The organism is Mucilaginibacter sp. SG564 (genome assembly GCF_013149275.1).
In the GTDB taxonomy this organism is placed as follows: domain Bacteria; phylum Bacteroidota; class Bacteroidia; order Sphingobacteriales; family Sphingobacteriaceae; genus Mucilaginibacter.
Map to the genome: position 1 here is coordinate 95,651 of NZ_JABGNA010000002.1, position 24,975 is coordinate 120,625.

Annotated in this window: 21 protein-coding genes; 14 read left to right on the plus strand and 7 right to left on the minus strand. The window is 43.4% G+C overall.

Annotated features, from left to right (window positions below; all coding sequences use genetic code 11):
- Positions 1–11: 11 nt before the first annotated feature.
- The 9 genes from plsX to FHW89_RS04990 all read left to right on the plus strand — a co-directional run bounded on the left by plsX (position 12) and on the right by FHW89_RS04990 (position 9,558).
- Positions 12–950: a phosphate acyltransferase PlsX gene (plsX, locus tag FHW89_RS04950; RefSeq protein ID WP_172333924.1), complete on the plus strand. Its 939-nt coding sequence runs from the start codon at positions 12–14 to the stop codon at positions 948–950.
- 11 nt (positions 951–961) lie between these two features.
- Positions 962–1,951: a beta-ketoacyl-ACP synthase III gene (locus FHW89_RS04955; RefSeq protein ID WP_172333925.1), complete on the plus strand. Its 990-nt coding sequence runs from the start codon at positions 962–964 to the stop codon at positions 1,949–1,951.
- A gap of 177 nt (positions 1,952–2,128) precedes the next feature.
- Positions 2,129–2,608: an acetyl-CoA carboxylase biotin carboxyl carrier protein gene (gene accB / locus FHW89_RS04960; protein ID WP_172333926.1), complete on the plus strand. Its 480-nt coding sequence runs from the start codon at positions 2,129–2,131 to the stop codon at positions 2,606–2,608.
- A 151-nt stretch (positions 2,609–2,759) separates the two neighbouring features.
- Complete coding sequence (accC, locus tag FHW89_RS04965; RefSeq protein WP_172333927.1) at positions 2,760–4,094, plus strand: acetyl-CoA carboxylase biotin carboxylase subunit; 1,335 nt, start codon at positions 2,760–2,762, stop codon at positions 4,092–4,094.
- A 74-nt stretch (positions 4,095–4,168) separates the two neighbouring features.
- The gene (gene tatC / locus FHW89_RS04970) at positions 4,169–5,032 is read left to right on the plus strand and encodes a twin-arginine translocase subunit TatC (RefSeq protein WP_172333928.1); all 864 of its coding nucleotides are present in this window, start codon (positions 4,169–4,171) and stop codon (positions 5,030–5,032) included.
- A 332-nt stretch (positions 5,033–5,364) separates the two neighbouring features.
- Positions 5,365–5,799 (plus strand): ribose 5-phosphate isomerase B, encoded by a 435-nt coding sequence (gene rpiB, locus FHW89_RS04975; protein WP_172333929.1) that lies wholly within the window; start codon positions 5,365–5,367, stop codon positions 5,797–5,799.
- 100 nt (positions 5,800–5,899) lie between these two features.
- A complete protein-coding gene (locus tag FHW89_RS04980; protein ID WP_172333930.1) occupies positions 5,900–7,477 on the plus strand; it encodes a M28 family peptidase in 1,578 nt (525 codons plus the stop codon).
- A gap of 118 nt (positions 7,478–7,595) precedes the next feature.
- Positions 7,596–8,987, plus strand: a complete 1,392-nt coding sequence (locus FHW89_RS04985; RefSeq protein WP_172333931.1) for a LutB/LldF family L-lactate oxidation iron-sulfur protein — start codon at positions 7,596–7,598, stop codon at positions 8,985–8,987.
- Positions 8,988–9,012: 25 nt separating this feature from the next.
- Positions 9,013–9,558, plus strand: a complete 546-nt coding sequence (locus tag FHW89_RS04990; RefSeq protein WP_172333932.1) for a dihydrofolate reductase family protein — start codon at positions 9,013–9,015, stop codon at positions 9,556–9,558.
- Between the two features lie 9 nt (positions 9,559–9,567).
- Here FHW89_RS04990 and FHW89_RS04995 read toward each other — a convergent pair whose 3' ends face one another.
- Positions 9,568–11,463 carry a DUF4153 domain-containing protein gene (locus FHW89_RS04995; RefSeq protein ID WP_172333933.1) on the minus strand — a complete coding sequence of 632 codons (1,896 nt, stop codon included), beginning with the start codon at positions 11,461–11,463 and terminating at the stop codon, positions 9,568–9,570.
- A 142-nt stretch (positions 11,464–11,605) separates the two neighbouring features.
- On the opposite strand from FHW89_RS04995, the gene FHW89_RS05000 reads away from it, so the two are divergent.
- A complete protein-coding gene (locus FHW89_RS05000; protein WP_172333934.1) occupies positions 11,606–12,589 on the plus strand; it encodes a pyruvate dehydrogenase complex E1 component subunit beta in 984 nt (327 codons plus the stop codon).
- Between the two features lie 475 nt (positions 12,590–13,064).
- Complete coding sequence (locus FHW89_RS05005) at positions 13,065–13,568, plus strand: hypothetical protein (RefSeq protein ID WP_172333935.1); 504 nt, start codon at positions 13,065–13,067, stop codon at positions 13,566–13,568.
- Positions 13,569–13,667: 99 nt separating this feature from the next.
- On the opposite strand, the gene FHW89_RS05010 is transcribed toward FHW89_RS05005, so the two are convergent.
- A complete protein-coding gene (locus tag FHW89_RS05010) occupies positions 13,668–14,321 on the minus strand; it encodes a metal-dependent transcriptional regulator (RefSeq protein ID WP_172333936.1) in 654 nt (217 codons plus the stop codon).
- A gap of 123 nt (positions 14,322–14,444) precedes the next feature.
- On the opposite strand from FHW89_RS05010, the gene FHW89_RS05015 reads away from it, so the two are divergent.
- The gene (locus FHW89_RS05015) at positions 14,445–16,910 is read left to right on the plus strand and encodes a TonB-dependent receptor (RefSeq protein WP_172333937.1); all 2,466 of its coding nucleotides are present in this window, start codon (positions 14,445–14,447) and stop codon (positions 16,908–16,910) included.
- Positions 16,911–16,989: 79 nt separating this feature from the next.
- Here the strand turns inward: FHW89_RS05015 and FHW89_RS05020 are convergent, their stop codons facing one another.
- The 5 genes from FHW89_RS05020 to FHW89_RS05040 all read right to left on the minus strand — a co-directional run bounded on the left by FHW89_RS05020 (position 16,990) and on the right by FHW89_RS05040 (position 21,856).
- Positions 16,990–17,601 carry a hypothetical protein gene (locus tag FHW89_RS05020; protein WP_172333837.1) on the minus strand — a complete coding sequence of 204 codons (612 nt, stop codon included), beginning with the start codon at positions 17,599–17,601 and terminating at the stop codon, positions 16,990–16,992.
- 226 nt (positions 17,602–17,827) lie between these two features.
- Entirely contained in the window at positions 17,828–18,334 is a 507-nt protein-coding gene (locus FHW89_RS05025; protein WP_172333938.1) for a hypothetical protein, read from the minus strand.
- Between the two features lie 121 nt (positions 18,335–18,455).
- On the minus strand, positions 18,456–20,210 hold the full coding sequence (locus FHW89_RS05030; RefSeq protein ID WP_172333939.1) for a S41 family peptidase: 1,755 nt from the start codon (positions 20,208–20,210) through the stop codon (positions 18,456–18,458).
- Between the two features lie 53 nt (positions 20,211–20,263).
- Complete coding sequence (locus FHW89_RS05035; RefSeq protein WP_172333940.1) at positions 20,264–20,479, minus strand: hypothetical protein; 216 nt, start codon at positions 20,477–20,479, stop codon at positions 20,264–20,266.
- A 735-nt stretch (positions 20,480–21,214) separates the two neighbouring features.
- On the minus strand, positions 21,215–21,856 hold the full coding sequence (locus FHW89_RS05040; protein WP_172333941.1) for a pyridoxamine 5'-phosphate oxidase family protein: 642 nt from the start codon (positions 21,854–21,856) through the stop codon (positions 21,215–21,217).
- A 500-nt stretch (positions 21,857–22,356) separates the two neighbouring features.
- On the opposite strand from FHW89_RS05040, the gene FHW89_RS05045 reads away from it, so the two are divergent.
- Together FHW89_RS05045 and FHW89_RS05050 are read left to right on the plus strand one after the other, a co-directional pair.
- Complete coding sequence (locus FHW89_RS05045; RefSeq protein ID WP_172333942.1) at positions 22,357–23,805, plus strand: PLP-dependent aminotransferase family protein; 1,449 nt, start codon at positions 22,357–22,359, stop codon at positions 23,803–23,805.
- A gap of 260 nt (positions 23,806–24,065) precedes the next feature.
- Positions 24,066–24,638 (plus strand): porin family protein, encoded by a 573-nt coding sequence (locus FHW89_RS05050; protein WP_172333943.1) that lies wholly within the window; start codon positions 24,066–24,068, stop codon positions 24,636–24,638.
- Positions 24,639–24,975: the final 337 nt, after the last annotated feature.

Genomic DNA, 24,975 nt, shown 5'->3' on the forward strand with positions numbered 1-24,975 from the left:
ATTTTCTGAAAATGAAGATTGGCTTAGATATTATGGGCGGTGATTTTGCTCCCAAAGCAGCCGTTTTAGGGGCAATCGAAGCTTATAAGGCTTTATCTGCCGACCAAAAACTGGTGCTTATTGGAGATAAAGAAGTTGCAGCCACTATTCTTCAGGAAAACAATGTAAGCCCCGACCATTTCGAGTTTGTACACACAACCGAAGTGATTGGTATGGGCGAACACCCTACAAAAGCCATTGTTCAAAAACCGGATTCAAGTATTTCGGTTGGTTTTCAATTGCTCAAAGAGGGGCAAATACAGGCCTTTTCTTCGGCTGGTAACACCGGTGCTATGCTTGTTGGCGCCATGTTCAGCGTAAAAACCATTCCCGGCGTTATTCGTCCGGCTATGACTACTATTGTACCCAAACTTAAAGGAGGTTTGGGTATTTTGTTGGATGTAGGCGCCAATGCCGATTGTAAACCGGATGTTCTGGTACAGTTTGGTGTATTGGGCAGCTTACTAGCCCAATCGGTATATGATATTACCAATCCTCGTGTAGCGCTGATGAACATTGGCGAAGAAGAAGAAAAAGGTAATATCCTTAGCCAGGCTACTTATCCATTAATGAAAGAAACATCGCTGTTTAACTTTATAGGTAATGTTGAAGGACGCGACCTGTTCAATGAATCGGCCGATGTTTACGTATGTGATGGCTTTACCGGCAATGTCATATTAAAGCTGGCCGAATCGTTTTATGTTATAACACGAAAAAAACAGCTTAAAGATGAGTTTTTTGACCGGTTCAATTATGAGCAATACGGCGGAAGCCCTATCCTGGGTGTAAATGCCCCCGTAATTGTAGGCCATGGCATCTCTAGTCCCGAAGCTATCAAAAACATGATCCTTTTATCAAAAAACATGGTTGAGAGCAAACTGGTTGACAAAATTAAACAAGCTTTTCAGTAAAAAAATAAAAGATGAGTAAAATTCATGCTGCTATTACTGCTGTACATGGTTACGTTCCCGACTATATCCTGACCAACCAGGAGCTTGAAACATTGGTTGATACCAATGATGAGTGGATCGTAAGCCGTACAGGCATTAAGGAGCGCCGTATACTTAAAGGCGAAGGCTTGGGTACATCTGATATGGCAGTTCCTGCAGTTAACGGGTTGTTAAAAAAACGGGGCATAAGCGCCGATGAGATCGATCTGGTTATTTTTTGCACAACTACTCCCGATATGCCTTTTCCAGCAACAGCAAATATCCTGGCCAATAAAATTGGCGCGGTTAATGCCTGGGGCTTCGACTTACAGGCTGCCTGTTCTGGCTTTATTTATGGCCTTACTACAGGAGCCCAGTTTATTGAAAGTGGTAAACATAAAAAGGTACTGGTAATAGGCGGCGATAAAATGTCCTCGATAGTAAATTACCAGGATCGTGCTACCTGCATCATTTTTGGCGATGGCTGCGGCGCGGTATTGCTTGAGCCTAATACCGAAGGCTATGGTGTTTTAGACTCGATCCTTAAAAGCGATGGTTCCGGAGCTCAGTATCTGCACCAAAAAGCTGGTGGATCTGTAAAACCGGCGACCCACGAAACGGTGGAAGCCCGTGAACATTTTGCCTACCAGGAAGGTCCCGCGGTATTTAAATTCGCAGTAACCAATATGGCCGATGTAGCTCACGAAGTAATGGAGCGTAATAGCCTGGGAGCAGATGACGTTGCCTGGCTGGTACCTCATCAGGCCAATAAGCGCATCATTGATGCCACAGCCAGCCGCACAGGCCTGAGCGCCGATAAAGTGATCATCAATATTGAACGTTATGGTAACACTACAAATGGTACAATACCATTATGTTTGTGGGAGTGGGAAAGCAAGTTCAAAAAAGGTGACAACCTTATTTTAGCAGCGTTTGGCGGTGGATTTACCTGGGGTTCAGTCTATTTAAAATGGGCTTACTAAACGCGCATATTAAAAAATAAAAACATCTGTTCATTTTAATATGTTACTATAATTTATAGTTAAATCATAAAAAAACATTTGCACATTTGCAGTCTGCAATTTTGCATATTGCCAGTTTGCACATTATCAAATAACTTAGATAAACAAACTTTATCCAAAACCACTCAATCCCAAAGTATGGATATTAAACAAATTCAGGATCTTATTCGCTTTGTTTCAAAATCAGGCGTAAACGAAGTGTCAATTGAGCAAAAAGATTTTAAGATAACTATAAAAACCAACGAGGTTCAACCACAGGTTATCCATGCAAGCATCCCGGCGCAAACCGCCCCAGCGACATTACCTGTTGCTCCGGCAGCCCCGGCAGCGGCACCCGTGGCTACTCCTGCTGCCCCGGCAGCGGCCGATACCTCAAAGTATCTTACCATCAAATCGCCCATGATCGGCACCTTTTACCGCTCATCAAGTCCTGATAAACCGTTATTTGTAAATGTTGGCGATGAAATAAAAACAGGCTCTGTTGTTTGTATTATCGAAGCCATGAAACTTTTCAACGAGATCGAATCTGAAATTTCAGGTCGCATTGTAAAAGTATTGGTTGACAATGCTTCACCGGTTGAATACGATCAGCCTTTATTTTTAGTAGAACCTATTTAGTAGATTGCACCGATTATAAATTGATTTTACCGATAGCAATTGATTGTATTGATTATAAAAATTAATCAGTGTAATCCGTTAAAAATAATCGGTGTAATCATAGAATAATCGGTGTAATCATAAAACAATCAGTGTAATCCTTACAAAAAAGATGTTTAAAAAAATATTAATAGCTAACCGGGGTGAAATAGCTTTACGTATTATCCGTACCTGTAAAGAGATGGGTATTAAAACCGTAGCTGTATATTCAACTGCCGACCGTGATAGCCTTCATGTACGTTTTGCTGATGAGGCTGTTTGTATAGGCCCACCGCCAAGCCGCGACTCTTACTTAAGTATTCCTAATATCATTTCGGCTGCCGAACTGACCAATGCCGATGCTATACATCCGGGCTACGGCTTTTTATCTGAAAACGCCAAGTTTTCGGCTATTTGTGCCGATTATGGTATCAAATTTATTGGTGCCACTGCCGAGCAGATCAACCAGATGGGTGATAAGGCATCAGCTAAAGACACCATGAAAAAAGCCGGCGTACCTATCGTTCCGGGTTCCGAAGGCTTACTTAGCGATGTAAAACAAGGTATTGGCATAGCTAACAAAATAGGCTATCCTGTTATACTAAAAGCTACAGCCGGTGGCGGTGGCCGTGGTATGCGTATAGTTTGGAAAGATGAAGAATTTGAGAACGCCTGGGATTCGGCCCGTGCAGAGTCGGGTGCAGCTTTCGGTAACGACGGCTTATATCTGGAAAAATATGTACAGGATCCGCGCCACATCGAAATACAGGTAGTGGGCGATCAATATGGTAAAGTATGCCACCTTTCTGAGCGCGATTGTTCCATTCAACGTCGTCACCAGAAACTGGTTGAGGAGTCACCATCACCTTTCATGACCGAGAAACTGCGTAAAAAAATGGGTGAAGCTGCTATAAAAGGGGCTAAAGCTGTTAAATACGAAGGTGCCGGTACCGTAGAGTTTTTGGTTGATAAAGACCGTAACTTCTACTTTATGGAGATGAATACCCGTATCCAGGTAGAGCACCCGGTTACCGAAGAGGTGATCAATTTTGATTTGATCAAAGAACAGATCAAGGTTGCTGCAGGTATCCCTATCTCTGGTAAAAACTACGAGCCAACCATGCACGCCATAGAGTGCCGTATCAATGCCGAAGATCCGTTTAACGGTTTCCGCCCGTCACCTGGTAAAATAACCAATTTCCATTCACCAGGTGGTCATGGTGTGCGTATCGATACGCATGTGTACACCGGTTACGTGATCCCGCCAAACTATGATTCGATGATAGCCAAGGTGATCTGCGTAGCGCAAACCCGTGATGAAGCATTGAGTACGATGGAGCGCGCACTGAGCGAATTTGTGATAGAAGGTGTAAAAACAACCATACCTTTCCATCTTAAATTATTGCAGGACCCTAACTTCCGTGCAGGTAATTTCACTACGAAGTTTATGGAAACCTTTGAATTTTAAAATAAATTCAAACTATCTTCATACAATAAAACGTACTTAGCACAATAGCGTTTGTACAGCGGTATTTATAAACCATGAGCGATAACAAATTAATTAAGGCCATTAAAGACAAAGGCAAAACGATGGAGGCAGAAATGTCCTTCTTCGATCATTTGGAAGCGCTAAGGTGGCATTTGGTACGGGCGTCAATAGCTATTGTGATATTTACTGCTGTAGTATTTTACTTTTACGACTGGATTTTCGATACCGTGATCATGGGCCCGGCCAGACCAACCTTCTGGACTTACCGTATGCTTTGTGAAATTGGTGCGGCTTTACACCGCTCCGGATTTTGTATCGATAAGATCAACATTCAGCTGATCAATACCGAAATGGCGGGGCAGTTTACGCTCCAGATCAATTCGGCACTTATTATTGGTATTACTTTGGGTGTGCCATACCTTATCTGGGAAATCTGGCGCTTTGTAAAACCAGCCCTGCATGAAAAAGAACGTAAAGCCGCTACCGGATTTGTTTTCTATGCCTGTATGCTGTTTCTTCTGGGTATTATGTTTGGATATTATGTCATTACGCCCATGTCCATTAATTTTTTATCCGGATATACCGTAAGCACAAAAATTCAGAATTTATTCTCTATTGATTCCTACATATCGTCAGTTGCTACCTTAACGCTGGCAACCGGTGTGGTATTTCAATTGCCTATCCTGGTTTATATATTATCAAACCTTGGTGTTTTAACACCCAAGTTTATGCGCGAAACACGCAGGTATGCTATTGTGATCATCCTCATTATAGCGGCAGTAGTAACGCCTACACCTGATATGTTAACCATGACCGTAGTAAGTATCCCGCTGTTTGTACTGTATGAAGTAAGTATTATAGTAGCAGGTTTGGTTGAGAAAAGAAAACTGAAACGCCACGAAGAGGTAATGTCATAAATCAGATATATACACGACATATAGAAAAGCGGCCACTAAGTGACCGCTTTTTTTATTTAAAAACATGGTTTACATAAATTCGCTGTTTTACGACAAAAACAAACACAACTATCTTATTATCAATAATATATAATCATGTTAACCCAAAAAAGTGTAAACCCATGTAAACCCACTTTTTACGCAAACAAAGTGCCTGTGCTGGCAAAATCCGCTTCCCTCCCGGAGAGCATTTGACCAGGGCTTATTGTAAAAACCGTACTATGTGAAATTGGCACATTTGCACAGCTAAATAATTTGCACATTTGTACATTAACTTAATACTTATTTAACTGATGAAAGAAGGGCTAAAGATTGCCATTGGTGCCGACCACGCCGGCTTTGATTATAAACAAGCTTTGCTGAACGCTGTATCAGCCGCCGAGATTAAAGATTTCGGCACCTACTCCAACGCCTCGGCAGATTACCCCGACTTTGCCCACCCCGTTGCTTCGGCCGTTGAAAGCGGCGAATTTGACCTTGGGATACTGGTTTGCGGCAGCGCCAACGGTGTAGCCATCACCGCCAATAAACATCAGGGCGTCCGCGCCGCCATTTGCTGGACAGTTGAGCTGGCCGAGCTGGCCCGCAAGCATAACGATGCTAATATTGTATGTATCCCTGCCCGCTTTATCAGCATTGAGGATGCCGGAAAAATTGTTGCCGCTTTTTTAAGTACAGAATTTGAAGGCGGACGCCACGCTACCCGCGTGGGTAAAATTTCCTGCTAATTAAGGCAAAAGGACAAAGGCGAAAACTAAAAGATATAAGTCACACCTCATTTTACTATGATCTATGAACCATTAAAATAAACTCTTTACAAACCTGAACATGAAAAAAATATACCTATGGGCCTTTTCATCGGCATTTGCCTTAAATGCCTGCGCTCAGCAACAACAAAATCCAACTATCGTAAAATATGCTAAGTTGATCACCGCCGAGGATGCCAGAAAGCACCTGAGCATCATAGCATCCGATGCTTTTGAAGGCCGTGAAACCGGTAAACCCGGCGCCGAGAAAGCAGCAAATTATATCGCGGCTGAATTTAAAAGGTTAGGTTTGCAAGCTCCTGTAAATGGGTCCTATTTCCTGGATGTACCGCTTACCGAAAACGCGCTAAAAGTAACCGACTTTACGGTTAACGGAAAAGCATTTACTTATACCAAAGATTTTTACCTTACCGGAACGTATCCGGATAATAACTTAACCGCCAATACTGTGGTTTTTGTGGGTTATGGAACCGATAGTGAAATCGGCTCGACAGATTTGACGGGAAAAATATTGCTTTGGGTAAACGAGGACAAACCCGAAGCTGGCTCCACTCCCAATACAAGCTACCGGATGACAGCTGCCCGTAACAAAATCATTAAAAACCTGCAAAGCAAAAAACCTTTAGCCATACTGGCGGCTAATCCAAGCATCGCTGCTGCATTAAGTCGTTTCGGCAGCAGTATAGCAAGTGCGCGTTTAACCATTAAAAAGGATGATGCCCCATCGTCAAATACTAATGCCCCGGTAGTCAACGTCACAACCGAACTGGCCAATGAACTGGTAAAAGCAAGCGGTAAAACATATGATCAATTAAAGACTGCTTCTGCAGAGGCTGCTACTCCTGCCTTATCGGTAAAAACCGATGTGGTTTTGAATTACCATACCGAAAAGAAAGATGTAAAAGCGGTTGACGTACTGGGCTATATGCCAGGTACCGATCTGAAAGATGAGGTATTGGTATTTTCGGCTCACTATGATCATATTGGTTTAAACCGCGACCCAAATGCTAAAGATAAGGTAAATAACGGCGCCGACGATGATGGCTCTGGCACAACCGGAATTTTGGAAATTGCCCGCGCGTTTTCACAAGCCAAAAAGGATGGACACGGCCCGCGCCGCAGTATCCTTTTCTTAGGCAACGTGGGTGAAGAGAAGGGTTTATTGGGATCGGAGTATTACTCTGAGCACCCGGTTTTCCCATTGGCTAACACCATTACCGATCTGAACATTGATATGATTGGTCGCGTGGGTGAAGAATATATCGGTAAACCTGATTCAGCTAATTATGTATATGCTATCGGTTCGGCTATGCTAAGTTCCCAACTGCATGAAATTGGAGAGAATGCCAATAATACCTACACCAAGCTGCACTTAGATTATAAATATGACGATCCCAAAGATCCAAACCGCTTTTACTATCGCAGCGACCATTACAACTTTGCCAAACATGGTGTCCCTATTATTTTCTACTTTAACGGGGTACATGCTGATTACCACCAGCCTGGTGATGAAGTAAGCAAGATCAACTTTCCATTACTGGCCAAGCGCGCGCAACTGGTATTTTATACCGGCTGGGATCTGGCAAACCGTGACAAACGCCCTGTTGTAGATGGTAAGATATCTGAAGAAACCAGGTAATAATCGAGTTCAAAAATCTAAATATAGAGACGCAAATTTGCGTCTCTTTTTGTTTTGTTAAAAACTTAATCAACCTCTCAACAATCAACCAATATAAAAAAAAACTAAATTCGCATATATGGGAAGCACTGCGGAAGAGTTTTTGGTAGCCTCTGAAGAAAAGGCCTTTGATGTTGATCACCGCCGTATTATCAATAATAACATTGATAAATACAGTACTGCTGTTGAGCGCGGCCTTTCCCGCATTACCAATCTTGAAAATGCCAAACGCAAGGGCCACGTGATCAAGTGGAAGGTAATGGAGAACCTGGATAAATTTTTACCGGAGTTCGAAGCCAACTTTCAAAAACGCGGCGGCAAAGTGATCTGGGCCAATGATGCCGAAGAAGCTAATCGTGAGATTCTGAGCATTATCCGCAAAGCCAACGCCAAAACAGTTGTAAAATCAAAATCGATGGTTACCGAAGAAATTCATTTAAATGAATTCCTGGAAAGTAACCAGATAGAATCTTTGGAAACCGATCTTGGCGAATACATTGTGCAGCTTCTGGGTCAAAAACCTTATCATATAGTTACCCCGGCTATGCACCTCAGTAAAGAGGACATTGCCAAACTGTTTCATGAACGTTTTGGTACCCCCATCGATGCCACCCCGGAACAGCTTACGTTAAAAGCACGGGAATTATTACGTGAAAAATACTTGCAGGCTGATATAGGCATTACAGGCGCAAACTTTTTACTGGCCGACACCGGCAGTATCGCTATTAGCGAAAATGAGGGTAATGCACGCCTATGCACTACCTTTCCTAAAATACACATTGCCATTGTAGGTATCGAAAAGCTGATACCATCCATCGCCGATCTTGACTTGTTATGGCCAATCCTATCGACGCATGGAACCGGGCAAAATCTCACCGTTTACAATACCATTTTAAGCGGCCCTCGCCAACCCAACGAAACCGACGGGCCTGATGAAATGTATGTAATATTGTTGGATAACGGCCGTACCAACCTGCTGGCCCAAAAAGATCAGCGCCAGGGCTTATACTGCATCCGATGTGGAGCCTGTTTAAACGTTTGCCCTATTTATAAAAATATTGGCGGCCATACCTATAATACCACCTATAGCGGCCCTATTGGCTCCATTATTACCCCGCATACCCGCGGCATGGACGAGTTTAAGCATCTAAGCTACGCTTCCAGCTTATGCGGCCGTTGTACCGAAGTTTGCCCCGTTAAGATCGACATCCATAAAATGCTTTTGCTTAACCGGCGCGACGCGGTCAAAGAACACCTGGTTACCAATAGGGAACGCTGGGGCTGGAGCATATGGCAAAAGGGTATGCTCAAACGCAAACTCATGGATTTTTTTGGCGGTAAAATGAAGAACTATCTGCTCAAAACATTCTTCAAAAAAACCTGGGGGCACCTTCGGGACATGCCCAATGTTACCGAAAAATCATTCAGCAAGCAGTGGCAGGAAAAGAACCGTGTTCAGGACGACGAATAAATCTGTACTACATTAAAAAACTATCATGCGAAAAATAATTTTGAACCTGGCTTTAAGCCTCGACGGATATATTGAAGGTCCCAATGGCGAGTACGACTGGTGCTTTGCTGATCAGGATTATGGCATGACCGAGTTTTTAAGTAGTACTGATGCCATATTTCTGGGACGAAAAAGCTATGAGATGCTCATGCGCGATAGTCCGGACGTATTTGCGGCAATTAAAATGTACGTTTTTTCCAATACCTTAACACATGTGGAGGGCAATGCGGAGATTATCGCAGAAGTCGACTTTAAAACACGTATAGATGAGATCAGGCATCAACCCGGAGCAAATATCTGGTTGTTTGGCGGGGCCGACCTGGTATCGGCATTTATAGTTCATAACATGATCAATGAACTATTACTTTCTGTACATCCGGTAATTTTAGGTGCGGGCAAACCACTTTTTAGCAATCTAAAAGAGCGCACAGAACTCACATTGCTCGGCAGCGAGCAGTTCAGCAGCGGATTGGTACAACTGAAATATACGCTCAAACCCAAGTTTGATATGGGTATGCTGAATAATCTGTAGAGAAAATCCCTATTTGATTTTGATCAGATAAGTTCCCGGCGCAAAATTAACATGCAATGTTTTCCCTCCTTGTGGATTATACTGTATACTTTCAGCCATAAAAGTCACCTGGTACTTAGCTGTTTCCTGATTAACTGCAAGCATAACACGAGGTAAATTGTACGTTTTAGGCATATAGCTTTCATTGGTACGCTGAAGATACTTTTCCATCTTCACAGAATCAGCTACCAGTTTACGCGCCAGTGCTTCCACGTCAAACCTGAAAACGTCATTACCAATTTTGATGATTCTTTCCTGGGTATCCGGATGGATCTCAGTGATCTTAGTTCCATTGTAATTATTGACAACCGTGTCTGCTGAATTGTCTGTAGCCAAGCTCAAGTCATATCCCTTTATCACCGTTATATCTTCATTTGATCTAAAAGTGTATCCGTTTACCGCAGTTACATTGTCTTCCTGTCCCCGATAATAGGGTTGAAAACGATGCAGCCCTAAATAGTTTTTGGCCCATTCCACCTTATCGCTGCGTAATTCATAACGATCACTTACAGAGCCATGGTAAAACTGGCTTTTCTTTTTGCCCAATGAATCAGTAACCAATGTAAGATCTTTATTAATATAAGGCTGAAGCGGTAGAATATCGTATTTAGATATAAAGTAATCCAGATTAGCTACCACATGGCTCCCATCAATTTTGTTCACTTTATTGCTGTCAACCGGCATCAGCTTACCATCTTTAACCGCCTTATATTTTTCAAAAAACTTAATAATAATACGCCTTTGCGAATACATACTCACCGAAACCGCACTCTGGGGCCCATAAATAGCCAATAAGGTGAGTATGCATAATGAAACCGGGATCAGCTTAATGTTTTGCTTTTTGAACAGTAAAAAGTATACCGATATAAACAGTAACCAGCAAGCCAGCAGAATTAAAAAATATCGGTATTCTGTAACGCCATACTTAAATACCCTTGCACCTACTGCCACAAATAGCAAGCCCAGTAATGGTATCAGCAAAAAGTAAAAGCTGCGCGAAAAGGTTTTAAGCCATTTGTTTTCAGCATGCTCACGTATCGGATAAACCAGTAACAACGATAGGATACCAAATACCGCGTAACCTAAAATGAGGTTTGATACAAGACCTTTAGGCAGGTTCCATTGCACCAGGATCTTAATTTCATAAGCCAATAAAATGATCAGGTAAACGGTTGCTAACGGAATCAGTACATATTGTGTGAATATTTTTAGTCCTTTCGGATAGCTGTGATCGCTGTCAAGTAAGCTGGTTTCAGCGGGCACGCCAGCCAGAAAGAATATAGTAGTAAATATACCGGCTATCCATACCCACAAAATGGCATAAGTATCGCTCTCAAACTTAAAGTTGAACAGAAAATTAGTTGCGCCTATAGCTGCGGCCAACCCCAGAAATAACACCAGGCCATACAGTACACTTGTTAAAAATCGCAAAAACAAGGTTTTATTAAACTGCCAGAAACCCTGTAGCTGTCCCTTTCCTGTAAAAGCGGCAAAAGCCACCAATAAATGAAAAGCCAGACTCATCAGAAAAAACCGAAGGTAATCAGCTTCACGCACGGAAGGGTTGATGATCAGTATAAGGGATGCAGCAAATAAAGTGGCGCCCCATTTGATCAATCGCCGCCTGTTAACAGCTAAATCTAAACTTTTAGTATATAGTGATGCAGATAAGCTCAATAGCAACCCTAAATTGGCTACCATTATCAATCTGATACACCAACCTTCGTTCAACCTGCTCAGTTGTTTCAACTCTATCTCGGTGGTAGCAGCTATGGTGCCTACAAAGGCAAACAAAATTTCAAAAGGATAACGCTTTATGGTGTCTAGAGCACCCTGGGCAAGACTTTTTAACGATGGAAATTTCATTGGTACAAGGTTTATTTATCCAATGTACTGATTTTTGTAAAATATATGCGGTAAAACCTTATCTGTACCCCCTTAGGGATTGCATTTTACACATTAGTGTTTATATTTGCGGTCGCAAAAAACATCATTTTATATAAATATAATGAGAGAAATACAGTTCAGAGAAGCGCTAAGAGAGGCCATGGTCGAAGAAATGCGCAACGACGATAAAATATACCTGATGGGTGAAGAGGTTGCCGAATATAATGGTGCCTACAAAGTAAGCCAAGGTATGCTGGATGAATTTGGTGCCAAACGCGTTATTGATACGCCCATCTCTGAATTAGGCTTTGCCGGTATCGGCATTGGCTCTGCCATGAATGGATTGCGCCCTGTTATCGAGTTCATGACCTTTAACTTTTCGTTAGTGGCTATCGATCAGATCATCAATGGTGCAGCTAAGATCATGTCAATGAGCGGTGGCCAGTTCTCGGTTCCTATCGTTTTCCGCGGCCCAACCGGTAACGCGGGTATGCTAAGCTCACAACACAGTCAGTGTTTTGAAAACTGGTATGCCAACTGTCCTGGTTTAAAAGTGGTAGTGCCATCAAACCCTTACGATGCTAAAGGTTTATTAAAATCAGCTATCCTTGATCCGGATCCTGTTATTTTCATGGAATCTGAATTAATGTATGGCGATAAGGGCGAGGTTCCTGAAGAAACTTATTATATACCTCTGGGTAAAGCAAAAGTAGTTAAAGAAGGTTCTGACGTTACCTTAGTAGGCTTTGGCAAGATCATGAAAGTGGTTATTGCAGCTGCTGCCGAACTGGAAAAAGAAGGTATCCATGCAGAAGTAATCGATCTGCGTACTGTACGCCCTATCGATTATGCTACTGTGATTGAATCGGTTAAAAAAACAAACCGTTTAGTTATCATCGAAGAAAGCTGGCCTTTAGGTTCAATCGCTACTGAGGTTGCCTTCAAAGTACAAAAAGACGCGTTTGATTACCTTGATGCTCCTATATTACGCATCATGGGCGGCGACGTTCCCCTGCCTTATGCACCAACCCTGATCCAGGAATACCTGCCAAATCCGGAGCGTGTTATTAAAGCGGTTAAAGAAGTAATGTATGTTGCTAAATAGTAACAGTATACCATATTGTAAAAAGCCTGCTACAAGTAGCAGGCTTTTTTATTGGCCCATAATTTAAAAGACAAGTAAGCGTAATCTTAAAAAAAAACAGGTCATTTTATTAAAAAAGTGGGTTTACATGGTTTACACTTTTTACGGTTTACATTAATTTATCTAATTGATTACCAGTAAATTAATTTTATTTTACTATAAAAAAGTGGGTTTACATGTAAACCCACTTTTTGGTTAAATTTAAGCCAGCTAACGCTACCGCTGACTTCCAGCCCGTAGTTCTCATGGCTCAGCTTTCAGCTGATGACGTAAGCTGAAAACTTAGCGCATATCACCCACGCGATACGCTACGCTAATCTCGCGGGAACAAAACCACTGGGTCTGTCATGTCTCCTAACAATAAATTTACCATCATTTTACCATCAGGCAGGACTGATATTATTTAATTACTTATTTTAGCTAATAAATCATCGGTATGCAATACTTAAATCCTAAAACATTAAAGTCAATATTTCTAATAGCCATAGCTTTTATTATTTGTAATAGCGCCTACGCGCAAACGCCAGCGACTGCAACCAGCGCCCCCAAAACGCCTGCCGCCACTGTTACCGGCGCGACTGCTTACATCGACAAATTCTTTAAAACTTATGAAAAAGATGGCACTTCACGAGCCATCATCAACATTTTTAAAACCAATCCTTTGGTTGATTCGACCAGCCTGAGGGGTTTGATCGCTAAAATTGATACCACCCGCGCTTTGATCGGCCTGTATATTGGTAAAGAACTTATTGTTCAGCGGAAGGCATCAAACAGCCTGGTTTTGTACAGCTACCTGGTAAAACACCAGAATCAGCCGGTACGTTTTACTTTTATGTTTTACAAACCAAAAAACGACTGGGTAATATACCGCCTGTATTTTGACGACCAGGTTGATAATGAACTGGAAGAATCGGCCAAGATAAACGGAAAGACACAATAGCTAGCTTAAAGCAGAAAGCAAAAGGCCCAAAGCTCTGTTTTGGGCCTTTCTATTATTTGTTATATTGCTTTAAGCTTTGCGCCTTGGGCTTTCAGTGCCTCAGTCCACCAGAATATTTTCGCCAAACTTTTGTGACACAGTGGTATTTTCTTTACCGTTGATAGTGATCACCAGCGAATTATCATACGAAATTTTTTCCAACAGTTTGATGCTGGTACCTATCCCAATATCCAACTTTTGCAGGTACTGCAAAAACGAGCTGCTGGTATCTTTTACGGCGGCCACCCGGCAGGTATCTCCCGTTTTCAAGTCGGCTAAGGTTACCGAATAGGGTTTGGGGATTTTACCGTTTGCTTTGGGGATAGGGTCGCCATGTGGATCGTACTCAGGGAAACCCAAAAATTTATCCAGCCTGTCGGCCAGCGTAGCATCACTGATGTGTTCCAGCTCTTCGGCAATATCATGGATCTCGTCCCAATGATACCCTAATTTTTCCAGCAAAAACACTTCCCAAAGCCGGTGACGGCGAACGATCAATACAGCGTCTTTTAAACCAACCGGAGTTAGTTTTACGCCTTTTTTCTTATCGTACTCTATCAATTGCTTCTCGGTAAGCTTGCGGATCATATCCACTACCGATGCAGGGTTGTTCTTCAACGACTCGGCAATGGCCGTAGGTGTTATCTTAAAATTAGGTTGCTGACTAAGCCGGTAAATTGATTTTAGGTAATTCTCTTCTGATAATGTGTACATCCACCTTTATGATTACACACAAACATAAAAAAACATAACGTTAATACATAAAATTAGTCTTAACTAATTTTATGTATTTTATCAATCAAATAATTTAAATATGTTTGCATAAATTTAAATTATATGCGAACACTATTTTTACTTTTTATATTATTCACAACTAATCAACTTTTTGCGCAAAACGGTGTGCTAAAGGGTCATGTTACCGCCAATAATGAGCCCCTATCCTACGCTTCGGTAAATATTCAAGGGCTTGGTAAAGGCGTAAGTACCAACACCAAGGGCTATTTCGAGATTAAAAACATCCCACCGGGTACTTATGGCATCACCATTACCAGCATAGGTTATGAGGCCGAAACGCTCAGCATCACCATTAGCAATAATGAACCTGCGGTAAGAAATGTAAGCCTGAAAGAAAAGCCATCCAAACTCAATGAAGTGGTGGTAACCGGGGTATCACGGGCAACACAGCTGCGCAGCAACCCGGTACCTATTGCCGTAATGAGCAAAAAAGAGATCGAACAACATGTAAACAACAATATCATCGATGCCATTATCAAGGGCGTACCCGGAGTAAGCGCGGTTACCACCGGCCCCAATATCTCCAAACCTTTTATACGCGGACTGGGCTATAACCGGGTTTTAACCTTGTACGATGGTATACGCCAGGAAGGGCAGCAATGGGGCGACGAACACGGCATCGAGATAGATCAATATGGTATTGGTCGTGCCGAGGTGGTAAAAGGCCCTGCCAGTTTAACCTATGGCTCAGATGCCCTGGCAGGCGTGATCAACCTGATCCCATACATCCCCAACGGCGACGATGGCAAGCTCAATGGCGATTTCATAACCGATTACCATACCAACAACGGCATGATCGGTACGTCGTTAGGATTATCTTATAAAAAGAATAACTGGAAATACGCCTTCCGTGCTACGGCCAAAACAGCCCATGATTATCAGAACAAGATCGACGGCTTTGTGTATAACACCGGTTTCCGTGAATTTAACCTGTCGGGCATCGCCCGGGTTGATAAATCATGGGGCTACTCCCAAATTGGTGCTATACTTTATGATAACCGCCAGGAGATCCCCGATGGCAGCCGCGATTCGCTCAGCCGGCGTTTTACCAAACAAATTTATGAAGCCGGGAACGACGATATCAAAAACCGCCCTATAGTCTCCAATGATGAATTGCGGTCTTATTCCATTACCCCTTTACACCAGCGTATACAGCATTACCGGGTATACAACACCAACTCTTTTAAAACCGGCGAGGGCAGCATCAATACCTCGCTGGGCTTTCAGCAAAGCATTCGCCGGGAATATAATCACCCTACCGTTCCCGAGCAGGCGGGGCTATATGTGGTACTGAATACCATTAATTATGATGTACGGTACAACCTTCCATCTTTTGGGGGTGTGGAAACCACCACGGGCATCAATGGCATGTATCAAAGCAACCGCAGTAAAGCCGCTACGGATTTCCCGATACCCGATTATAACTTATTTGATGCCGGTGGCTTCCTGTTCGCCAAGAAAAGTTTTGGTCGTGTTGATATCTCCGGTGGCCTACGGTACGATACCCGGCACGTTACCTGGAATAATTTTTATGTGGGCACAGATGCGCAAACTGGCTTTGGTAAGCAGGCACATTTACCCGATACCGCAGGCGCTAGTCTGCAATTCCCGGCTTTTAAACATAATTACCGGGGTTTTTCAGGCAGTTTAGGTCTTACCTATAATATCAGCGACCGTCTGTTGCTCAAAGCCAATATTGCTCGGGGCTACCGTGCGCCAAACATCACCGAAATTGGCTCAAACGGGCTTGATCCGGGTGCGCACATTGTTTACCTGGGCAACCGCGGCTTTAACCCCGAATTTAGCCTGCAGCAGGATCTTGGCTTTATTGCTTACCTGCCCGATATGGATATCATTGCAGAAGTATTCAACAATAACATCAACAATTATATTTACCAAGCCAAATTGAACGATGCCAATGGTAACCCGGTTATTATTGTGCCCGGCAACAGCACCTATCAATACCAGCAATCAAAAGCCCGCTTATATGGAGCCGAACTGACACTGAACTTGCACCCGCGAAGCATCAAATGGCTGGCGCTGGACAATAGCCTGTCCTACGTAAACGGCATCAACAAAAACCAGCCATTGATAGATAAATATGGCGAAGCCGCAAAGTATCTTCCTTTTATACCGCCGCTGCATATACGGTCGGCGTTGCGGGCTACCTTACCCGGAACATACGGTGTATTAACCAAACTAAATGCCCGTATTGAGGCCGATGCCTATGCTGATCAGAACCATTTTTATGCGCTGGATAATACCGAAACTTTTACCAAAGGATACACTCTGTTTAACGCAGGGCTGGGCTTCACCATTAAAGCCGAAAAGGCAAAATCGTCCTTTTACGAATTTTTTATACAGGGCGATAATTTATTTGACACCGCTTACCAGGCCAATTTGAACCGGCTAAAGTATTTTGAATATTACCAGGCATCGCCCAACGGGCATATGGGTATTTACAATATGGGGCGAAACTTGAGCTTTAAGGTTATCCTGCATTTTTAGTATCATGGGAGTAGGCTATAATAGAAACGGACTTCCCTTAAAAGGAAGTCCGTTTCTATTATATATTGAATATGATGGATTAGTGATGACCGTGACCGCCACCATGGTTGCCATGATCGCCGCCGTGGTTTCCGTGATCGCCTCCGTGATTTCCATGGCCGCCACCCCAGTTACCATTTCCGTGACCACGACCTCCGCCCCAATTACCACCCCGGTTACCCCAATGGTTACCGTTATTATAGTGCGGGCGAACATAGGCCGTTCTGCGTGCATAATTACCACGCCAGTAGTTGGCATAATGTGCGTCGCGACTGTTGCGGATGATCACCTGATCATGACGGCCACGATAGCCAGCATAATGATCTCTGTAATAGCCATGCCTTAACCATGGGTTACGGTCGTTGATCACTACTTTATAACCATTATATAAGTTATAGTGGCGATAACGTACCGGCAAATAAGCGCGGTGTACCCATACATTGTTATCAAAATATACATACTGATGTGTAGGTACATCGTAATAGGTATCAATATCGGGCATGTAATAATAGTTGGCATAATCATACCCTACAGGGCCCCAGGCCGGCTGACTGCCAATGTTTACGCCTAAACTTACACTAACCTGGGCGCTGGCTGTTTTAACGGCAAAGCAGCTTACAAGTAATACTGCTGATAAAATGAGCTTTTTCATTATAGATCTTTTAAGTGTTGATAAGGATCATGGTAAAAATCATTTAACTGAATTAGCAGGCCATGATCACCTAATTTATAACGTTGTTTGAATGTATGACATTATTTATCGCAAAAAGTTTAAATTATATTGCCGGCAGGTATATACACCTTATGGAGGTAACACCACAAAAAACGAGCCTGCTGATAAGAACAGACCCGTTTTTGTATATAAAATTTAATAAAAATTAGTTCCTGTGCCCGTCGCCACGGTGGTCGCGATGATCATCATCACGATTGTCGCGTACAGTTCTATGCACCACCACCTTACGGCTATTTCCGCGCTCACCTCTCCAGTGGTTAGTGTATTCAACCTCTTTACTGTCGCGGATAATGGTTTGATCATGACGGCCTCTGTAGCTTATATATTTCTTCCTGATCACATCATTATGAACCCATGGAGTAGGCTGATTTACCACTACCTTATAGCTATGATAAACATCATAATTGCCAAAGCGTGCTGGCAAAGCGGCACCATGCACCCATACATTATTATTCAGGTAAACGTACTGATGAGCGTTGATATCGTAATAAGAGTCGACATCGGGCAGGTAATAATAATCGGCATGGTCATAACCTGTAGGGCCCCATTCGGGCTGGCTGCCAATATTTATATTTAAACTTATTTGAGCGCTGGCTATTTTTACTGATAAACAGCTTAGCAATATAGCCGCTGTTAAAATGATCTTTTTCATTGTTTTTCGTGTTGTTTGTATGTATGACAACAAGCTTAAACAAAAGTTTAGCCAGTACACTGTACCACGTAGTAACTAATCAGTTACAAACACACAACAAATTGACAAACAATAAATTAGCTTACTGATCGTCGTCAGTATCCTTATCGGCGGCCTTTTTCCCGGCCATAGCCAGCACGGGTTTTCCGATCACTTTGTAGTTACCCTCGCCTTTTAGTATCGATGCGATCTGAGCCTTGTCCTGCATGGTTTTTACCGCCTGGGCCAGCTCTTTATCGTATTTAAAATTAGTTTCGTAACGGCCGCGCTCAAAATAATAGCGGGATGCTATTTCATTTTCCAGCACTTGTTTTATTTCAACTTTGTGCTGCTGCAGATCGTTCTTTTTGCTGGTTAACAGCTTTGATTTTAAAATATCGTACTCCCCCTGGATATCGTTAAACTGCTTTTCCTTGGTGGCTTCGGTTTTTAAACTGGCCAGCACCTTTTCGGCAGTGGTGGTATAGCTGTAATTTTTATCGGCCAGGTATTTTACAAAATCGCTGTAATCAGCATCCGATAAGGCAAATTCTTTAGGTTCGGCTATTTTAGGGTGTGCGTCTCGGTAAACGGTAGCATAGTCAAATATCAGCAATTTACCTACCAGGGCCTGGGTTACATTGGCAAATTTTTCCTGCTTGATAAAAATATCCGGGTAAATGCCGCTACCATCAAAAACCGAGCGGCCATTTTTTGTTTTAAACTCATGTATCAGCGAGTCGGCTACTTTTACCACGCTGCCGTCATCTTTACGATGGGTATAATCAAGCGCCTGTATACAACGCCCCGATGGCACATAATATTTGGCAATGGTAATTTTAACCAGGCTGTTATAAGGCAGATTAAACGTTTGCTGCACCAGGCCTTTGCCATAACTGCGTTGGCCGATAATAATAGCCCTGTCAAGATCTTGCAGAGAGCCCGCCACAATCTCCGAGGCTGATGCCGAATGACTATTTACCAATACCACCAAAGGCAAATTGGGTTCTAATGGCGTATTTACTGTGCTATAGGTAAAGTTCTTATCCTTGATTTTCCCTTTTTGCGAAACCACCTCTACATCTTTCTGTACAAACAGGTTCACTATCTTTACCGCTTCCTGCAATATGCCGCCGCCATTTGAGCGCAAATCCAGTATGATACCGTTAGGGTTACTCTTTTTTAGTGTTACAAGCGCGTTGGTTACCTCGGCGGCAGAGTTTTCCAGGAACTTATCCAGCTTAATGTAACCCATGTTGCCGTCAACCATACCGAAGTAGGATACATTGGGCTGTTTGATCTCATCCCGGATGAGGTTCTTTTCAAAGGGCTGCGGCGTATTATCGCGCTTGATTAATAATTTTATAGGAGCCCCTTTAGATCCTTTGAGCAATTGGCTTACCTGGTCGTTATTTTTCCCTGTAAGATCAATGTCATTTATTTTCAATATTTGGTCGCCGGGACGAATATCGGCCTTCTGGGCCGGGAAACCGGCAAAAACATCAGATACAAACACCTTCCCATTACGTGCAAAAATGCTGGAACCGATGCCTCCGTACTGGGTGCTTACATAGTGTAGCTTATAGTCTTCAATTTCCGATTCGGGAACAAATTCGGTGTAGGGGTCGAGCCCATCGAGCATAGCATCGACACCGGTTTTTACCATTTTGGCCGAATTGATATTATCTACATAATTGATATTCACCTCTTTATATACCGAGGCAAAAACATCCAGGTTTTTGGAAATCTGGAACAGGTCGTCATTAAAAGCCAGCCCACCGCCTGCCAGCAATGCTATACCGGCAAATAAACCTATCTTTTTGTACCTTTTATTGATCGCCATACCCTGTTTCGTCATTAAGCCTATAAAAATACAAAAAAGCTTATTGTTTTTTACAAACCGGGCCTTATTTACAATCGGTTATTGTCAATATTTACCAAAGCTTTCTTTAAAGTGAACACTACATACTTACGGTCGCGGTTCACCAGGTCCATTAATCTGGTTATCAGGCTTTCTTCCTGACCCTCTGCGTATTGCAATTGCTCGTCGGTAAGGTGGTTATATTTGCGTTGTACCTTTATTTTGATGCGCTCCCAATCTTTGTTGGTGATACTGATCTCAGCCATGATTAATTATTTTCAGCAAAAATATAAAAAATACACGGCAGCAAAATTAAAATGTCAGCCGCCTACAGGTTGCTGCAAAAAAACTTTTTAAACCTTGAATTTTAACAAATTTTGGGGCGAAAATGACATAAAAACTGCCCAAAATTTATTCAAAACATCCATTTTAACACTTTTTAACAAATTTCAGCGCTGTTTTGGCATGTTTTTAAAACTTTAAAAAGTATTAAAAAATTGACTTTCAAATAACTACACACCAAACGATCGGTTTTTGGACTTATTTTTCTTTAAACCAAACAGCCCGGATGCCTGGTAAAAGACACCCGGGCTGCCGGTTGGATATAAATATACGAAATTTTGGGCGGAAGTGGAAATGCCCTCATCTACTCATCCGACCATCGTTACGCTTGGTCATCCTCTCTTCGCCTTTGGCGGAAAGAGGGGAATACTTTCTGCGCGTCATTGAAGCACAGAGTGGCAATCCCTAACTTTACAGAGTCGCTCTGCTTATCGGGGATTGCCACGTCGTTCCTCCTCGGAATGACGCGCGGGGAGCTCCAACCCTCTTTCCAGCGAAGCTGAAGAGAGGGTCGCCCAGCAAAGCGTGGCCGGGGTGAGTCGTATGCAGCGGGCTTTGAGTCACCCGGCTAAACCCCTTCCTCTCCTTCCCGAGGGAAGGAATCGCACGTGCTTCTGCTTTTTTCTATAAACTTTGAACTTAAAAATTCAGTCTCCCAACTAAATCCCCACACCAACCAAATGCTCTGGTAACGCTATATCCCGGCTTAACTCATCGGCTATGGGCGCCATACGGCCGTTTTGCAGCGGGATCAAGCCCGACCAGATGGGCAGCGACTGGTCCTCTTCATCATCAACCGGCATACCGGTACGGAGCTTGGCCGATGCTTCATTGATGCTGAAAGCTAAAGCCGTGGTTTTGCGCACTTCATTTTCTTTTATCGGCCGCAGGTAATCCCAGCTGCCGGGTACAATTTTATCGGTGAGCCATTTAAAGGCTTCTATCTTATCCTGCACCCTTTCTACCTTTTCGGCTTGTGCAAATATCACTACCGAGCGGTAATTCACGGAGTGGTGAAAAGCTGATTTGGCCACAACCAGGGCATCCATTAGGGTTACGGTGATACATACCGGGATACCTTTTTCCAGTTCGCGGATAAAGTGGCTGCCTACCGAGCCGTGGATATAAATTTTATCCCCATACCGCACAAAAGCCGTAGGAATCGAAAACGGCTTGTTTTCAAACGAATAGCTGATGGTGCAATAAAGCGCCTCGTCTAATATACTATGGATGGTTTCCGGTTCATAATTGGCCCTTTTGGCCGACCGGCTTGGAATGAGATGTGATTTTTGGGTTGCCATTGTTTTTATTTATCTATTTAATGATCAATTGTTTATAAACAGCCGCGCTTACCGGTTACAGAAAGCGAGGATATGATTAATGCTCTTTTGTCCACGAGGAGGCTCTCCCAGTATACGTTTACCCAGGGTTATTGCCGGATTTAAACACCTCCTGATCACTTTCAGGAGCCCCGTAGGGTATAATTGAAGCAGATGTGATTCCTGAGTTACCATACTTTTGTTTGTTTAAATCCCCACTTGAGCGGGCAATAGCCCATCTGTTTAAATTTCCGCCATCTTTTCCCCTCTTGAGAGGGGGCGCGTAGGCCTTAGTTGTGGCAGGGGTGTGTTATTAACCGTTTTTTCGCCTTGATGAACACACCCCTCCGCCCCTCTCAAGAGGGGATTCGCACTAATCCACCGTTCTTTAATCTGTCTTCCATTTTGTTTTTTATAAAATTATACCTTTATTGGATCACCATAATCATCCAATTTTTATAAAACGGATAGTCCAGTTTGTTATGCAGATACTTTCATCGCTTTTAAATATTGATAAAAACGCTGCCCAATCGGTTTATTTACAAATTGGTAACCAGCTAATGGCGCTGATTAAGGCAGGCACTTTGCCAGCCGGGTACAGTTTACCCGGAACCCGGCAGCTGGCGCTTTTGTTAAATGTCCATCGCAAAACAGTAATACGCGCTTACGACGAATTACTGGCGCAGGGCTGGCTCGAAAGCCAAACCGGCAGCGGTACCTTTGTAGCCCGGCACTTGCCCACCTTTAAGCCACAGCCTTTAGTTTCCGTTTCAGCAAACACCAATCAAGTGGCTGGTTTCGCCATTCATGGTGCTCCGCATTTGAATCGCAAAATAGCTAACCTGAATACCCCTCTTCACCTTGACGATGGCTTTCCGGATACTCGCCTGGCGCCGGTACTTGATCTGTCAAGGGCATACCGTACACAACTATTAACCGGCGACCCGTATATCCGCTTGGGTTATGGCGATACCCGGGGTACGGCCTGGCTGCGCGAAGAACTGGCTGTGTACCTTAATCAAACACGGGGTTTGCGTATTACGCCCAACAATATTCTTATTGTACGCGGAACGGTGATGGGTTTGTATTTAACCTGTACCGGCTTGCTGCAGCCTGGCGATACCGTAGTAGCAGGGGACCCGGGCTGGGCCGGCGCGCAAATGAATTTTTTACAGGCAGGAGCCAATCTGGTCAAAATACCGGTTGACGACTATGGTATGGACATAGACGAGCTGGACCGCCTTTGCCGCCAACAACCGGTGCGCATGGTTTATGTAACATCGCATCACCACTACCCTACCACCGTAGCGCTGCGGGCCGATCGCCGGATACAATTGCTGGCCCTAGCTCAAAAACATGGCTTTATTATTTTTGAAGATGATTATGACTACGATTTTCACTATCAAAACAAGCCGCTGATGCCGCTTGCCAGCGCCGATGAAGCAGGTATGGTGTTGTATTGCGGTTCTTTTTCAAAAAGCATATCGCCAGTTATCCGGGTGGGATATCTTGTCGGCCCCGAAAATGTGATCACACACCTGGCCCGCCTGCGCCGTATTATCGACCGTCAGGGTGATGCTTTACTGGAAAGCGCGGTAGCCGAGCTGTTACAAAACGGCATCATTCAGCGCCATTTGCGCAAATCGTTACGAGTGTACCGGCAACGGCACGATGTTTTTTGCGATCTGATGACCAGCCAACTGCACAATTATGTACAATTTAAAGTACCCGACGGTGGATTAGCTGTGTGGACACAATTCGATCCCCGGATTGACCTGGCAGCACTATCCCAAAGGGCCTTAAAAAAGGGTTTATTTATTGAAGGAGAGAGCAACGGCTCCAATGCTATCCGGCTTGGCTTTGCCTCATCTACCGTTGAAGATCTGCAGCTAAGTGTTGACATTCTGGCCAAATTGCTCCGGGATATTTAAACCAATAATCAATTTCATCTGTAGAGACGCATACTTGCGTCTGGTTACCAAATGAGCCTTATTACAAACCGGGAGACACAAATATGCATCTCTACAGAAGGGTGTAAAACCAAATTCCACAAGCAACATTTAACCTTTTAGCACGTCAATTGATAAGTTATGTATACGCTTTTGTTACAAAAGCCGTTTATAGACTAATTTATTTTAAAACAGTCGCGTGTGTAAATCAAAACTCATGCGGCATCACCAACATCAAGATTATGAAAAAATTACTATGGAGTACGGCACTACTGATAGCGGTAAGCATCGGGGCCAAAGCACAGGTTTCATTAGGTATTAAAGGCGGTGTCAATTTTTCGAAGATCAGCACCGATAATGTAAAAGAGTCGACCCTTACCGGTTACCAGGCCGGTTTATTTGCCCGTGTAGGTAATACCTGGTATTTTCAGCCCGAACTTTATTTAAGCGGTACAGGCGGTAAATTTGAATCGAGCGATAACAATACCGCTTTTAATGGTAAAGTACGATTCACTAACCTGAACGTACCCTTGCTGATAGGCAGATCATTTGGTCAGAAAGATCTGAACTTTCGGGTAATGGCGGGTCCTATCTACACCTACCAGTTGGATGACAAGGTGAGTTTAGGCAATAACGTGAGCGGAGCCTTCGATAATTTTAATAAAAGCAATTTCGGCTACCAGGTGGGCGCCGGTGTTGATATCGGCTCCATCACAGCCGATTTGCGCTACGAAGGCGGCCTAACCAAGGTGAGCGACAGCTTTGCCAAACGCCAGAATCTTTGGGCGCTTAGTGTAGGATTTAAGATACTTTAAGGATTAATCCACAATAAATTTGTCATGCTGAACGGAGTGAAGCATCTGTTAGCCGTTATACATAGTCCGTTAATAGATCCTTCGCTCCGCTCAGGATGACAAAGAAAATTTAAACCCGAAGTCATGCCGAACTTGTTTCGGCACCCCATCAGCAGGGTTACATACATGATGTATAACGGCCCTGTGGGATCCTGAAACAAGTTCAGGATGACATTCTTTGTAAAACAAAAGCCCCGGCAGGTAACCTGCCGGGGCTTTTGTTTTTATTTATACTTCAGAGCGAAGCGTGACAACCCCCGATTAGCAGAGCGGCCCTGTACAGTTAGGTATTGCCACA